Source organism: Geobacter metallireducens GS-15 (genome assembly GCF_000012925.1).
GTDB classification, from domain to species: domain Bacteria; phylum Desulfobacterota; class Desulfuromonadia; order Geobacterales; family Geobacteraceae; genus Geobacter; species Geobacter metallireducens.
In genome coordinates, this window is sequence record NC_007517.1 from 3,892,808 (window position 1) to 3,907,750 (window position 14,943).

Annotated in this window: 9 protein-coding genes; 1 reads left to right on the plus strand and 8 read right to left on the minus strand. The window is 59.1% G+C overall.

Going from position 1 to position 14,943, the window contains the following annotated elements; translation table 11 throughout:
- Positions 1-26 precede the first annotated feature (26 nt).
- Complete coding sequence (locus tag GMET_RS19210; RefSeq protein ID WP_261974672.1) at positions 27-161, plus strand: hypothetical protein; 135 nt, start codon at positions 27-29, stop codon at positions 159-161.
- Between the two features lie 79 nt (positions 162-240).
- On the opposite strand, the gene GMET_RS18675 is transcribed toward GMET_RS19210, so the two are convergent.
- The 8 genes from GMET_RS18675 to GMET_RS17435 all read right to left on the minus strand — a co-directional run bounded on the left by GMET_RS18675 (position 241) and on the right by GMET_RS17435 (position 14,792).
- Positions 241-423: a hypothetical protein gene (locus GMET_RS18675; protein ID WP_138983420.1), complete on the minus strand. Its 183-nt coding sequence runs from the start codon at positions 421-423 to the stop codon at positions 241-243.
- A gap of 275 nt (positions 424-698) precedes the next feature.
- Positions 699-1,262: a response regulator gene (locus GMET_RS17405; protein WP_004513922.1), complete on the minus strand. Its 564-nt coding sequence runs from the start codon at positions 1,260-1,262 to the stop codon at positions 699-701.
- Positions 1,259-3,730 (minus strand): ATPase, T2SS/T4P/T4SS family, encoded by a 2,472-nt coding sequence (locus GMET_RS17410; protein WP_004513923.1) that lies wholly within the window; start codon positions 3,728-3,730, stop codon positions 1,259-1,261. Before GMET_RS17410 ends, GMET_RS17405 begins: the two co-directional genes overlap by 4 nt.
- 1 nt (position 3,731) lies before the next feature.
- Positions 3,732-5,051, minus strand: a complete 1,320-nt coding sequence (locus tag GMET_RS17415) for a sensor histidine kinase (protein WP_004513924.1) — start codon at positions 5,049-5,051, stop codon at positions 3,732-3,734.
- Positions 5,052-5,129: 78 nt separating this feature from the next.
- The gene (locus tag GMET_RS17420) at positions 5,130-5,807 is read right to left on the minus strand and encodes a GTP-binding protein (RefSeq protein WP_004513925.1); all 678 of its coding nucleotides are present in this window, start codon (positions 5,805-5,807) and stop codon (positions 5,130-5,132) included.
- 9 nt (positions 5,808-5,816) lie between these two features.
- Positions 5,817-7,127 (minus strand): HD domain-containing phosphohydrolase, encoded by a 1,311-nt coding sequence (locus GMET_RS17425; RefSeq protein ID WP_004513926.1) that lies wholly within the window; start codon positions 7,125-7,127, stop codon positions 5,817-5,819.
- Positions 7,128-7,256: 129 nt separating this feature from the next.
- Positions 7,257-11,561, minus strand: coding sequence for a PAS domain S-box protein (locus tag GMET_RS17430; RefSeq protein ID WP_238378954.1), 4,305 nt, complete (start codon positions 11,559-11,561; stop codon positions 7,257-7,259).
- A gap of 165 nt (positions 11,562-11,726) precedes the next feature.
- Positions 11,727-14,792 (minus strand): PAS domain S-box protein, encoded by a 3,066-nt coding sequence (locus GMET_RS17435; RefSeq protein WP_011366197.1) that lies wholly within the window; start codon positions 14,790-14,792, stop codon positions 11,727-11,729.
- Between the last annotated feature and the right edge of the window lie 151 nt (positions 14,793-14,943).

The following is a 14,943-nucleotide window of genomic DNA, read 5'->3' on the forward strand; positions in this document are numbered from 1 at the left end:
GCTCTCGGCATCACTTTCCCGACCTCATGCTCAAGGGGGATGTCCGGGCAAAGGTCATCTGTGGCGAGATCAACGGCGTCCGGGGATCGGTCGGGGACGTGGTCATCGATCCCTCGTACCTGGACCTGGTACGGCCCCATCGTCATGAATATCCAGGATGAACTCCGGATTGCCTTCGAGGAATACGAAAAGGGGACATTTATCAAGCGCGGGCAGGGATGATTGTTATGGGTACGTCCTTCAGGCGGTCAGCCCTGCGCCATCAACTAGGAATACTGTGACACCCCAATATGGTGTGGTAAAAAATTCTTCGCTTTTCGTCATAGGGTTTTGAGGAGTGTATTTTCGGGTACTTTCAAAACGGTGCTTGTAGCCAAAGAATCCAGCAGAAAGCGCCGCAGGGTTAACAACCTGCGGGAACAATTCATTCTCCTGTAGCTCAGTCGGTAGAACGAGTGAGCATGAAGATAACAATAAAAGCCCATGGACACAGCATCCATGGGCTTTTATGCGTTCAATTACGCTGCAATATGGCGATTGGAGACGGACACTTCAAGCTCAATTACATAATGTTATCGGCCAGTTAACATTTGCAGTCCAAATTAACAAATCGTTGATGTTGATCGGCTTCAAAGGCAGACCCACCCCGAAATGCCCCGTGACAAACCGTGCAACCGTGCAATGTCTCCACAAACCCGTCAGGTCTTCTGATACTCTCTGTTGCATCGTTCAATGAAATTGTTGATGTCTTCAACCGAAATCTCCGGCAGAACCAGAGCGCCATCGGCATCTTTCTCCACGTCGGTGATCCCGGGGTACTTCTGTTCCAGAGCGCTCAGTTCCTGGCTCTGGCGTTTCACCGTTCGCAGGAGACGCCGGTTATCCTCTTCGAGCACCAACCTGTCAAAAGCTGAGCGTAGCGCAAATCTCAACTCCAGGTCATCCCACGGCTTGGTGAAGAAGCGGTAGATTTCCCCCTGGTTCACCGCCCTCATGGTGGCATCGATAGAGGCATGACCCGTGAGCATGATCCTGATCGTCTCGGGGTACCGCTCGCGGACAGCAGCAAGAAATTCGGCTCCCCCCATGCCCGGCATCTTCTCGTCGGACACCACCACACCGACCCGGTGCTCAGCGAAAAGCGCCAACCCCTCTTGACCGCTTCCGGCAGTCAGTATCTCGTAGGGCTCGTCCGCGAGGGCCCTCCGGAGCGAATTAATGACAAAGGGCTCGTCATCCACCAGCAGCAGGGTCTTTTTCATATTTCCTCCATCAAAGTCAGGCTGTCCGTCCCCTTCTCCACCCCGCAGAAGGGGCAAACGGACCACTCCTCCTCCAGGGGCATCTTGCATCCCTTACAGCAGTTGCTCTTGAAAGTCCCGCAGAAGGGGCAGAAGAGGAACTTGGCGTCCACCATCTTCCCGCAGTGGGGGCAGGCCCGCTCGTAGACCATCTGGGGGCCAATCACCCGCAGGAGCTCCTCCAGGGTCGTGAGCCCCAGCCTTACCTTCTCAATCCCGTCCTCGATGAGCGTCTTCATGCCGTTGGCCCGCGCCATCTCGAAGAGCTCTGACTCCCGGTAGTGACTGCTGATGAAGTGGCGGAAGTCATCGTTCATAACGAAGAGTTCGAACACCCCGATCCGCCCCCGGTAGCCGGTCTTGTTGCACTTGTCGCACCCCTTCCCCTGGTAGACGGTTCCATTCAGGTAGTCGGCGGGAACCCGCAGAAGCTCCAGGAGGTCCCGGTCGGGGGGGACGGCGGTCTTGCACGCCTCGCAGACCCGCCGCACGAGCCGCTGGGCCATGATCCCCTCCAGGGCCGAGGCGATGATGTACGGCTTGATCCCCATATCCATGAGGCGGGTGATGGAGGCGACGGCGCTGTTGGTGTGGAGGGTGGAGAGGACCATGTGGCCCGTGAGCGATGCTTTGAACGCCACGTCGGCGGTCTCCTGGTCGCGGATCTCCCCCACCATGATCACGTCCGGATCCTGGCGCAGCGTCGAGCGGAGCACTTGGGCAAAGGAGAGGCCGATCTTCTCCCGGACCGCCACCTGGTTCGCCTCCTCCAGGAAGTACTCCACCGGCTCCTCGATGGTCTCGAAGTTCTTGTGGCTGTCCATCATGGCAGACAGCAGCGAGTAGAGCATGGTGGTTTTGCCGCTCCCGGTGGGGCCTGTGGAGATGATGACCCCCTGGGGCTTTTTGCTGAGAACGGTCAGCTTCCTCATGTCATCGGGAAGTACCCCCAGTTCGTCCAACCCCTTGATGGAAGCGCTCTTGTCGAGGATCCGCATCACCACTTTCTCGCCGTTCATGGTGGGGAGGGTCGAGACCCGCATGTCTACGATCCTGGTTCCGGCCTTGACCGTGATCCGGCCGTCCTGGGGTTTACGCCGCTCGGAAATGTCCATCTTGGCGAGAATCTTCACCCGCGAAACCACCGCCGCGTGGATGTCGGAGGGGATCCTGATTTTACCGTGGAGAAGCCCGTCGATCCGGTAGCGGATCACGGTGCACTTGGTCTTGGGCTCGATGTGGATGTCGCTGGCCCGGTAGCGGACCGCCTCGGAGATGACAGCGTTGACGACCCTGATGATGGGAGGGACTTTGGAGGAGCCGATCAACTCGTCGACGCTCACGTCGGCCTCTTCGTCCTCAATGACGATGTCAATCTCGTCCAGGGGCTCCAGTTCGCCGAATTCGTCGAGCTCCTCTCCGCCACCGGAAACGATGGCGGCGGCCCCCTCGCCGTAGATCCGAGCGAGCTGGGCCTGGATCTCGGAACTGGTGGAGAGGAGGGGCATCACCTTGAGGCCCAGGACCCGGGAGATATTGTCGATCTTGAAGATGTCGGAGGGGTCGGCCATGGCAATGGTGAGCCGGTTACCGTCGAGCCGCACCGGGATGAGGCGGTGCCTGTCGCACATGTCGCGGGGGAGACACCGCACCACCCCGGGGGTGATGTTCGCCTCCCGCAGGTCGATGAACTCGACGCCCAGGTGGTTCTGGAGGGTCTTGAGAATCTTCGCCTCGGTGGAGACGCTGGTCCTCACCAGGGCGTCCACCAGGAGCTCTCCTGGTTTCTTCCCCTGGAGCACCGCGGCGAAGTCATCCTTGCGGATCACCCCCGCCTCGGTCAGGATGCTCCCGAGCATCGACTTGTCCTCATCGAAGAGCCCGGCGAAGTTCCTGATCTTCGTCTGCTGGGCCTTGGCGATCTCCTTGAGCTTCTTGTTCTCCTGGATGAGAGCATACTGTTGGAGCGCGAGACTCACTGTGAGGCGCAGGTCCTCGTCGTTCCACGGCTTGGTGATGAACTTGAAGACCGCCCCCTCCCTCACCGCCCCCATGATCGACTGGACGTCGGCGTAGCCGGTCAGCATGATCCGGATGGTATCGGGCCACTTCTGTTTGATCTCCTTGAGGAGCTGAGCGCCGGTCATCCCCGGCATCCGGTGGTCGGAGACGACCAAGTGCACCGAATGTTTTCCAAGGATCTCCAAAGCCTTTTCGGCCGATTCGGCGGTGAGGATCTCGTAGTTCTCGTCGATAAAAATACGCCGCAACGCCCTTAGGACCCCCTCCTCGTCGTCGACGAAGAGGAGGGTGAACCTGCTCTCGGTCTCGCTGTACTCCACCAGCGAGGCGTCGTCATCGGGCAAAAGGGGCGGCGGGGGCTCCTTGCCGGCAGCAACGGTTTTGAAGAGTTCCGAAAACTTTGCCATGCTATCCCCCTGTCACCGGCAGTCTCACCACGAAAGAGGCACCTCCTTCGGGCGTGCTTCCAGCCTCCACCGTGCCGCCGTGGGCGGTTACTACCTCGTGGGCCACCGCAAGCCCCATCCCCATCCCCTGGCCCACCGGCTTGGTGGTGAAGAAGGGTTCGAAGACGCGGTCCAGGAGCTCCGGCAGGATGCCGGGGCCGTTGTCGGTGATGGTTATGGCGATGGCATCCCCCTCCAGGGCGGTGCGGATGGTGAGCCTGAGCCCCTCGCTCCGGGCCTGACAGGCGTTCATGATGATGTTGAGGAACACCTGGCAGAGTTCCCCCGCCCGGCAGCTGAGTCCCGGAATGGAGCCGTACTCCCTGGCGATCTCGGTCCCCGCCGGGATCTCGTGGACCAGCACGGCGAGGGTTCGGTCGATCTCGGCGTTCAGGTCCGCCACCGTTTCCCCTAGGTCGTCGATGTGCGAGAACCCCTTCAGGTCGGCCACAATCTTTTTCACCCGCTCCGCCCCGCCGAGACTCTGGGATACAAGTTCGTCCACATCGGCAAGTACCATGTCGAGCTTCAACTGGCGCCACTTCTCGGCAAAGCGCTCCCCGCCCGCTCCTCCCCCCGCCACGGGGAAGAGATCCCGGGCGAACTGAAGCATCTCCACGAAGCGCCCTGCATACTTCTGCATCGTCCGGATGTTGCTCGTGACGAACCCCATGGGATTGTTGATCTCGTGGGCGATGCCAGCCGCCAGCTGCCCCACCGAGGCGAGCTTCTCCTGTTGCAGGAGTCGGGCCAGGGCCTTTTTCAGCTCCGCGGTCCGCTCCTCCACCTTGATCTCCAGGCTCTCCGCCAGCTCCCGATAGCGGGCCTCGGAGGCAGTAAGCTTCCGGTTAGTTTCCAGAAGCTCCTCGTAGGACTGGTTCACCACCGTCGTGTGGATCTCGGTGGTGAGCATCCTCTTCAGGTTCGAGCCCACCAGGAGGTTCACCGCAGCCGTGAGCATGACGGCAATCCCCTTCAGGAACTCCTCCCTTCCCCTCTCTCCCTTCACCAGAATCGACCCCACCGGCTCCCCCTCCAGGAGGATGGCGGGCCCTCGGAGCCCCAGGGAGGCAGCTTCCCCTCCGTCGGTCGGCGCGGCATGGGACCAGAGAGTGGTTCCCTCGGCATCGGCGAGGGCCGCGGCACGGGCGCCGGCACGTACGGCACCCCTGAGGAGCGGGATCACCTCTGTCTCGGTGATGACGTCCCTGAGGAGCCGCTCTTCGCCGACCACGTAGTTGAGGCGCTTGGCCGATACGTTTGATGTATGTTGGTTTTTCATGATAGGTCTCTTTGAACATCCACTGGGCACACTCTATAGCGCCTCGCATCGCATGAGCAGAGCGCCATGAAGGCGCCCCTACACGAATCCAGCTATGCCCTGCGTCGCTTCAACCGATGTCATCTTTCGCACGAAGCTCTCGCTGCCGAGTCCGTGCTCATCCAGGAGCCGGTACTTCCGGTCGATGGCAGCATAGGTAAGCTCCAGAAGCCTAGTGAAGGTCTCCACCACACCCCACCCCTCCAGGGCCGATGCGCCCGTCACCTGGATCCCCGTGGGTTCCCAGACCCGGGCGATCTCTTCCTCGCTCACGATGTTTGTCAGGTCCCTCTTGTTGAACTGGATCACGAGGGGAACCTTTTCGATATCGATTCCCACGAAGGCAAGGTTTTTCTCCAGGTTGTCGAAACTCTCGAAATTGTTGGCCGCCTCGGAGAGTTGGGAATCAGCCACGAAGACCACTCCGTCTGCCCGTTGAAGAACCGCCTTGCGGGTTGCATCGTGGCGCACCTGCCCCGGCACTGTGTAGACCTTCACCTTGATCTTCAAGCCGCTTGGCGCCACGAGGAAAAAGGGGAGGAGATCGAAGAATATGGTCCGGTCGTCAGTCGTGTCGAGGACCATCAGCTCTCCACGCCCCTCCTGGGTGATCAGGTCGTGGAGTTTCAGTAGATTTGTAGTCTTTCCCGACATGGCTGGTCCGTAGTAGACCAGCTTCAAGACCATCTTTTTTTGTGCTTCGTCGTATTCAATCATTACCCACGCTCATACTTCCACGAAGACGCCGTGAGGGGGAGGGTCGAGGCGGTAGTAGCGGCGGATCGCCTCGATCTTGACCACATCGAGGCGTACCCCCCGGTTGAGGAGAAGGAGGCCGGTGCCACTGTATATGTCGCGGGAGAGCACTTGGCCGACAAAAAGCTCGGCGATTCCCACCTCGACCTCGCCGAGTTTCCTGGTATCCGTTTCCTTCACATAGTAGACGTGCTTGGCGAACTTGCGCAGGGACTCATAGAGGGACGGATCGAGCTTCTTCCCCAACTCGGCGGCGACGCTCCGCAGGCCGTAGTCGATGGCAGTGTAACCGTGCAGCTTCTGTATGGCCCTATCGAGAAAATCGGCTATGGCGATGATGCGGGAGCCGAGGGGAATAGCCTCTCCCCGCAGGCCGTCGGGGTAACCGCTGCCGTCGTAATGCTCGTGGTGATGGCGGATGAGGACCCCGGCAGGGGTGAGCTCCTCAATGGCGTCAATGGCCGTCTGCCCCCTCACGGCATGGAGCATGTACTCTCTCAGCTCTCCCGGAGTCATCTCTGACAGGTCCTTCTTCAGGATCGCATCAGCTATCCCCAACTCCCCGATGTCGTGGAGCAGGGCCGCGTTGTGCACCGTCTCCACCTCCCCGGCGGAAACCCCCATTGCCTGGGCAATGTTCATGGCGAGGGTCGCCACGGTTTCGGCGTGACGCTTTTTCCCCCCCAGTTCTATAAGCCGGGAAAACGCCGTGACGGTGTCCTTGAAATTGCTCCGGAGCCGTTCGTTGAGCTCTTTCAGGTTTTCGTGTTTCTTCCGGATCTCGGTAGTCTGCTCGAGGACCCGCACCTTCAGGTTCTCATTCCACTCCTTGAGCTCCTCGTTCTGCTTGTTGACGATCTCCGTGAGGCGCCGGTTCTCCTGAACGAGCCGGTACTGGTTGACCGCGTCGCGGATGATCTGGACCAGTTCCTCGTCGTTCCACGGCTTGGTGATGTACCGATAGGCGCCGCCGCGATTGATGGCATCCACAGTTGCCGAAATGTCTGCGTATCCGGTCAGCATGATCCGGAGTGTCTCGGGGAACATCTCCCGGACCTGGGCCAGAAACTGGACCCCGGTGATCTCGGGCATCCGCTGATCGGACACGATAACCCCCACGTCCTCCGTCTCCATGAGAATCCGCAGTCCTTCCCTGGCCGACGGAGCGGTGATGACCTCGAACTCCTCATCCATGAAAACCCTGCTCAGGGACTTGAGCATGTTTTCCTCGTCATCGACGAAAAGCACCCGTACCGGTGCAGTTTCCGGCAGTTCATACATGAACGTGTACTCCCTCTTTACTATCGTTCGGCAATAATTCCCTTTTCTTGAATGCGGAAATATCCGCGGAGAGCCGCTCCAAGGAGTTGAGAATATGCTCTTCATCATCCACGAACAGAATTTTGGCACTCATAGGGGTTCCTCCCCATTGAAGACAAGAACGATTCCCTCCTGCTCCCCCTCCTTGAGATACACCCCCAGACTCCGGACTCCGGCGACACCGGCCAATAGCCGGCACATGGAGGTCTTTTCCCGGGCGAGCTCGTCAATGAACGCACAGATCTCCGGCGACAGGGCTTCGGCTGCGCCTCTACCGACGACTGCGTATTCATCGAGCCCCAGAAGCCGCGCCGCACTCCGGTTGCATTGGACCACCGTCCCCTCCGTGTCCATCCCCAGGACCCCCACCGGCAAAGCGTCGAGGATGTTCTGGGCGGCACTGAGGGCCCGGTTGCGGAACAGGACTTCCTCGGTCCGTTCGGCAACGATCGCCTCCAGGTTCTCGTTCATAAGGACGAGCTCCTCGTTGGACCGGCTCAACTCATCAAGGAGCTTGGCGTTATGCTTTTGGAGCTGGTACTTCTCCAGGGCGTTTATCACTGTAACCCTGAGTTCGTCGTCGGTCCACGGCTTGGGGACGAACTTGTAGATCTGCCCCTCGTTGATGGCGGCGACAATGGCGGCCGTGTCGGCATACCCCGACAGGACGATGCGGACCGTGTCGGGCCACTGGGTACAGACCTTACGGAGAAAATCGACCCCGTTCATGACCGGCATCCGGTAGTCAGAGATAACGATCTGCACCGGGGACTCCCGCTCGAGGATTTCCAGCCCCTCGGCCGCCGACGAAGCGGTAAGGATGTCGTAGTTGTCGTCGAGGAACATCCGTCCCAGCGACCGGAGCACGTTCATCTCATCATCCACACAGAGAATGCGTACCTGTTCGTCCATATCAGTTCCTCTCCCGGACAGGGACCGCACGGTGAAGGTGGTCCCCCGGCCTTGCTCGCTCTCCACGGTAATCTCGCCGCCGTGCTTCTTCACGATGTCGTAGCTGATGGAAAGCCCGAGCCCCGTCCCCTTTCCCACCTCCTTGGTGGTGAAGAAGGGCTCGAAGATCCGGGCTCTGATCTCCTCGGGAATCCCGCAGCCAGTGTCGGAAATGGCAATGAAGGCGTCCTCCCCCTCACGCCAGGTCCGGACGGTAATCTCTCCCTGGCTCTCGATGGCATGGCCGGCATTCACGAGGAGATTCATGAATACCTGGTTGAGCTGCTGGGGGTTGCACCGCAGGGGAGGGACGTCGCCGTACTCCTTCTTGAGAGTCGCTTTGTACTTCAACTCGTTCCAGACGATGTTGATGGTGCTGTCGAGGCACTCGCGCAGATCCACCACCTTCACCTCTGCCTCATCCACCCGGGAGAATCCCTTGAGATCCTGCACGATCTTCTTCACCCGCTCCGCCCCGTCGAGGGATTCGGTGATGAGGCCGTCGATGTCTCCCATGATGTACTCTATCTTCAGCGTCTTTTTTGCTTGGGCGAGGCGCTGCGACACCGCTTCCCCTTCCAGTTCGGCGATGGTCTCATCCTGGGCGGCGATGAATTCCCGAATCCGTCCCAGATACTTACCGAGGGTTCCGAGGTTGCTCATGATGAAACCGATGGGATTGTTGATCTCATGGGCCACGCCGGCGGCCAGCTGCCCGATGGAGGCCATTTTTTCCCGCTGGAGCATCTGTCCCTGGGCCTCCTTCAACTCGCCGTAGGCCTTCTCCAGGGCTTCGCCGACCTTTTTCAGCTCCGTGGTATCGTGAAGTGTGACGACGCTCCCACTCATCCCGCTTTCATTTTTTTGTCTGAAGGGGTAGATGGCGCAGAAGAACCAGCGTTCCGTCAACCTGTGGAAGAGCTCTCCTCCCTCTTGGGTGAACCGGATCCTCTCCATCTCGGGCGAGAGAACGATCGAACGCCACTCTCTCCCAAGGACATCCTGGTAGGGAAGACCGGCAAGCTCGACGACGGCCCGGTTGCAGCGCCGGATGTGTCCTTCGTTGTCCGTCAGGATCACCAGGTCGCCAATGCAGTCTAGTGTCTGCTCCCACTCCTTTTTGGCCATTTCAACCTCCATGAACAGGGTGGATAGTTGCTTGTGTTTTTGCGCGAGGTCCCGCTGACTTTCGCGGAGTTTTTCCGCCGCCCGCCGGCGGTCGGTAATGTCGTAACAGACCCCGATATACCCGGCGAAAGCGCCGTCGGGCTCCTGGAAGGGCCTCCCCGTGTGCACAATCCACCGGTAGTCACCATCGTGGCAACGCAAGCGGTATTCCATGGAAAATGGTTCGCGACTGTCGAACGCCCGTAGATACGTGGAGACGCACCGTTCCAGGTCTTCCGGGTGGACCCCTTCGGCCCACCCGCCCCCCAGTTCCTCCTCCAGGGAACGGCCGGTGAACTGGAGCCAGGTCTTGTTGAAATAGTTGCATTTCGCATCGGTGCCGGAACGCCAGATGAGGGCCGGAAACTCCTCGAACAGGGTGAGGTAGAAATCCTTCAGGAGAACCACGCTGTCCTCGGCGATCTGCCGGTCCGTGATGTCGTGGAACGTCTCGATGGCCGCCACCAGCTCCCCCTCGGCATTTCTGATGGGGGCGGCGTCGAAGAGGATGTAGCGGTTCTTGCCGCCGAGGCCCAAATACCACCCCTCGGCCTGCATACCCTCCTTGGCCAGCTGAGAAGGTGAAAATTTCTCATAGAGTTCCGAAAGGGTTGCCTCCTCCCCGCAGTCAATGATCACATCCGCCAGGGTGGGCCGCCTGCCGCAATAAAACGGCTGCCATTGCCGGTCGGTGCCGATCATCGTGGCCGCCGGGTATCCGGTCAGCTCTTCGCACGCCTTGTTCCAGAAAAGGATCCGGTTCCGGCTGTCAAGCACGAAGATGGGGGCTGTCGCGCTGCTGATGAGATTTTCCGCGAAGTTTTTCTGGGCGATAACGACATCAAGGGCCATCTTCTTTGCCGAGATATCGCTGAAGCTCCCCCGGACCCCGATGAGCTCCCCGGCTTCATCGTGGACGAACCGGCAGAAATGGCTGACCCAACGTACCTCGTTCGCCTTGGTGACGATGCGAAATTCCAGGGGAGTTGCCTGGATTTCGGTACCCACAGTCTCCTTGTGCTCGATCCACAGGTCACGGTCATCGGGATGGATGATCCGGTCCATGAGCCCTGGGTCGGCATAGAATTCGGCGTCCGTGTACCCCGTGATCTGGAAGCAGTGGGGAGAGACGTAGGCCATCGTGCCGTCGGAATTCCGCCAGACCGCCATGTCCGTGGAGAAATCGGCCACCACCTGGTAGAGCTCCTTGCTCCGCTTCAGCTCCTCCTCTTTTTTTTCCAGCCTAGCCACCATGGCGTTGAAGGTCTCGGCCAGGGTTCCGATCTCGTCCCGCGACGGAGCGGAGAAACGCCTCCCTTTCGGCGACATGTCGCCGAGGTTGGCCACATGTCTGGTGAAGTGAAGGAGCGGGGCGGTCAGGTACGCCATGGTCAGCCGCACAACGAAGATCGACAGAAGAATCGCCCCCACGAGTGCAGCAAGTAAGTACTTTTTCACAGCATGGACCGGGGCGTAGGCCTCATCCACGGGATAGTGGGCAGCGATGGTCCAACTGGCGTTCCTGAGCCTCTTGAAGGATGTGATCCCCCTGTTTCCACGGGACGTCACATTCTCCATGCTCCCCTCGAATCCCTGGAGTGCCCTCTCGAAGCCGATGTTCTTCCCGACGGGCACTGTCTCCAGTATCCGCGGACTGTCGGGATGGGTAATGAGTCGTCTGTCGGCGTTGAATGTATAGAGATACCCGGTCTTGCCGACCCTGGTCTTTTCTATCTTTCCCAGGAAATTGTCCTTCAGCAGGTCAAAGCTCCCGGCCAGGATACCGGCAAGCTTTCCATCGGTCCCGAAGAGCGGCACGGTGAACATGACGGCCGGATTCCGGTGCTGCCTGGTGGTGCAGTAAGGGATGGAAATGTGGGGGCGGCCGGTGGCAACCGTCTGGCGGAAGTATTCGCGGTAAGAATAGTCCTTTCCCAGGAGGTTCGGCTCATGGGGGGTCGCAGCCATGAGCGTTCCCTCCGGAGAGAAGAGGGAGAGGCCGTCGTCGAAGACCGAGAGGGTTTCCGCGCAGCCGTCGAGGTATCTCTGGGCCTTGAGTGGGTCTCCATATGCGTCCAGAGGCATCCGCTTCGCCGTCTCCCGGAGGAGGGCGCTGCTGGTCGCCAGCTCGTCGTCCACCTCGTCGGCCAGGGACGATACCAGCGTAAACTGCTGGGCACAAATCAACCGCTTGAACTCCCCTTCAAAATACCCGTAGGAGAAGAATGCCAGAGAGGACATCAGCACGGCCACCAGGAGAAAGACCGTGATGCTCATCTTCGATTTCAGGCTCAAGGGTCGCATGTGCTTGCCTTTAAAAAAAATAGTTACAGCTAACTTATCGGCAAAAGTAGCCGATTCCTTTAGCATGTTTCAGACTGCGTACATCAAGTATCACCGAGGCCCATCCTCATGACCGGTTCACGGCCAACAGCCGGCGTTCTACCCCTGGCCAGCAGCGCATGACGGCAGACGGACGACGAAGGTGGTTCCCTTCCCCTGTTCGCTGGTCACAGTGATCTCACCGCCGTGCTTCTTCACTATGTCGTAGCTGATGGAGAGCCCGAGCCCCGTCCCCCTTCCGACCTCTTTGGTGGTAAAAAACGGCTCGAAGATCCTCGCCATGACATCGTCGGGAATCCCGCAGCCGTTATCCTCGATGGCGATGCTGACCCACCCCTCTTTCGACCTGGTCCGGACGGTGATCTCTCCCTGGGTTTCGATGGCGTGGGCCGCATTTACGAGCAGATTCATGAAGACCTGGTTAAGCTGCTGGGGGTAGCAGCGGAGCGGCGGCAGTTCTCCGTACTCCTTTTTCAGGGTTGCCTTGTACTTCAGCTCGTTCCAGACGATGTTGATGGTGCTGTCGAGACACTCGGTCAAGTCAACCACCTTGTATTCAGCCTCGTCGACCCGGGAAAAACTCTTGAGATCGGCAACAATCTTTCTGACCCTCTCGGCCCCCTCCAATGACTCAGTGATGAGGTTCTCCAGATCGTCGGCCACGTAGTCGATTTTGAGCCTTCGCCGCTCAGCCTCGATTTCCTTCCGCAGATCAAGGTGACTTTCCGCTTTCTCTGCAATAAACGCCATGAATTCCAACAACTTGTCCCCATACTTGCGCAGCGTTCCCAGGTTGCTGGTAATGAACCCCATGGGATTGTTGATCTCGTGGGCCACGCCGGCCGCCAACTGGCCGATGGAAGCCATTTTCTCCCTCTGGAGCATCTGGGACTGGGTTTCCTTCAGCTCGGTGTTGGCCTGCTCCAGTTCAAGGGCAGACCGCTTGGCCTCGGTCACGTCATGGAGCGTAATGACAGCGCCCTTCTCCGTTCCAGTGCCGGTGAACGGATAAGAGGTGAGCAAGAACCACCGATTTGTTTCCCTGTGGTGTATTTCACCTCCCCCGTTCGCGTAACTATCGGTTTCCACCTCAGGAAGAATAACAACCTCGGGCCACGGTCGGCCAATCAGCTCGTCCACGGGCTTGCGGGCAAGCTCGGTCACGGCGCGGTTACACCGCCTGACCCGACCGGCGGCATCCGCCATGATGACCAAGTCACCGATACAATCAAGGGTGAGCTCCCACTCTTTCTTTCCTTGAGCCACCTGGAGAAAGGCACTTTTGAGCTCCTTGTGCTTCGCGACAAGCTCCTCCCGACTTCTGGCCAGCTCCTCCTCCGCCAGCTTCCGGACCGTCACGTTTTCATGGGCAACAACCACGAGGGGTGGACCATCTCCCGAAAAGCGGGTGACGCGCCCGACAAACCAACATTTCTCTTCGGGGGAATGGCAGGAATATTCCCGGGAAAAAACGGCAGCTTTCCCCTCCAGCACGTTCCGTATCCCTTGGGCAAAGGATTGCGCCGTCTCGGCATCCTCACCGACCGCCGCATCGCAGACAGCCAGATAATTGGCTCCTTCGTTCACATTGTTTGACAGAGGTGGATTGGCCAGGACGAACTCCCGCCACGCTTTGTTGACTGCAACAATGGTTCCCGTGGCGTCCAGAATGGCGATATGGCTCGACAGGGCATCGACCGTGGAACGGGCAAAGCGCTCCGACTCCCTTAGCGCCTCTACCGCTCTCATCCGTTCGGTTATGTCGAGGGAGAAACCGATGTATCCGGCAAAGTTGCCGTCTAGATCATTGAAAGGTCTGCCATTGTCCTCGATCCAGCGGAATTCTCCGTTGCGGTGGAGAAGTCTGTATTCCATGACATAGGCGCTACGGGCGGCGAATGCCTTCGCAAAGCAGTGCTCAACCTCCGGGCGGTCGTCGGGATGGATATCTTCGAGCCAGCCGTCTCCGAGAGCTTCGGCGGATCTCCTACCGGTAAACTCGAACCATGTCCGGTTCAGGTAGTTGCACCGTCCGTCGAGGCCCATCCGCCAAATGAGGGTGGGAAACTCTTCAAAGAGTAAGAGGTGAAAATCCTTGGCCCGCTCCAGTTCCCCCCGCTGCTGCTCGATCTTCCGGACCATGCCATTGAACGCCCGGGCCAGATCGCCAATCTCGTCGGGGGTATCGACGCGTACCAGCCTGTCCGCTCCGTTCTTTTCGGCCATGTCCCTCACGTGCCGGGTCAGGGAAAGGAGGGGGGCCACAACCCTTCCCATTACGAACCAGACAACCATCGCGGAACAAAACATGGCGGCCGCCAACATGATCCCGAAGTAGAACCGGACACGGTAGAGGGAGTCATACGCCTCCTGGAGGGGAAGATGAACCGCGAGAATCCAGCCGGCCGAGGAAAGTCGCTTGAACGATGTGAGGCCGCGCACGCCGCTTGCGTTGGTGTTCTCCACGGTTCCCTCGAAGCCATGGAGGGCCTTTTCGATTCCCTCGTTGGCGCCGACGTGCAGTGTTTCCAGGATCCGGATCCGGTCCGTATGCATGATGAGAGTACGGCGGGAATCGATAACGTACGCGTATCCGTCGCTCCCCACCTTCAAAGCGGTAAGCTCGCCGAGAAAATGCTTTTTGGTGACATCGAGCCGTCCCGCCAGCACCGCGACCAGGCTTCCGGAACGGTCACGGATGGGAGCGGCCACTGTCAGGCAGGGGATCGGCCCGTGGGGCGAAGCACAGGCATTCGACACGGCTTTTCCCCTCACGAGGAGATCAATTTCGTCGGGAGATATTTTCCTCAGGGCAGCATCCCGGGAGGTGGCCGCGACCAGGGTGCCGTCAAGACGGATCACATACATCCCTTGGTCGAAAAATGTCTGGAGTTCCTGCTCGAACTCCAGAAATTCCCGAAGACCGGCCGGATCGTTCACTTCAGCGGGATTGAGGGCTGCCGCGCACTTTGCGATCTTCTCCCTCGCCATGTCGACATTGTCGTCGAAATGGGCAGCCATATACCTGGCCAATGCGAACTGCTCGCTGGAGATCTGCCTCTTTAGCTCGCTGGAAATGTAGATGTAGGCAGGAACAGCCGTCAGCACGAGAAAGCCCGCCACAAGGCAACAGGCGATAACGCTCATCCTGGTCTTGATGCTCATGACTTGTTTCACGGAATTGACTCCAAGGGGAAAAATCGGCCACGGGCGGACTGGCGTACAGATTCAACGTGTATGGGCGCCAGACCAAAGAAGAAGCCTTTCACTAGCTTATCGACTTAAAAAGGAAAAACTGAAGAAAAGTCGTAGAGGA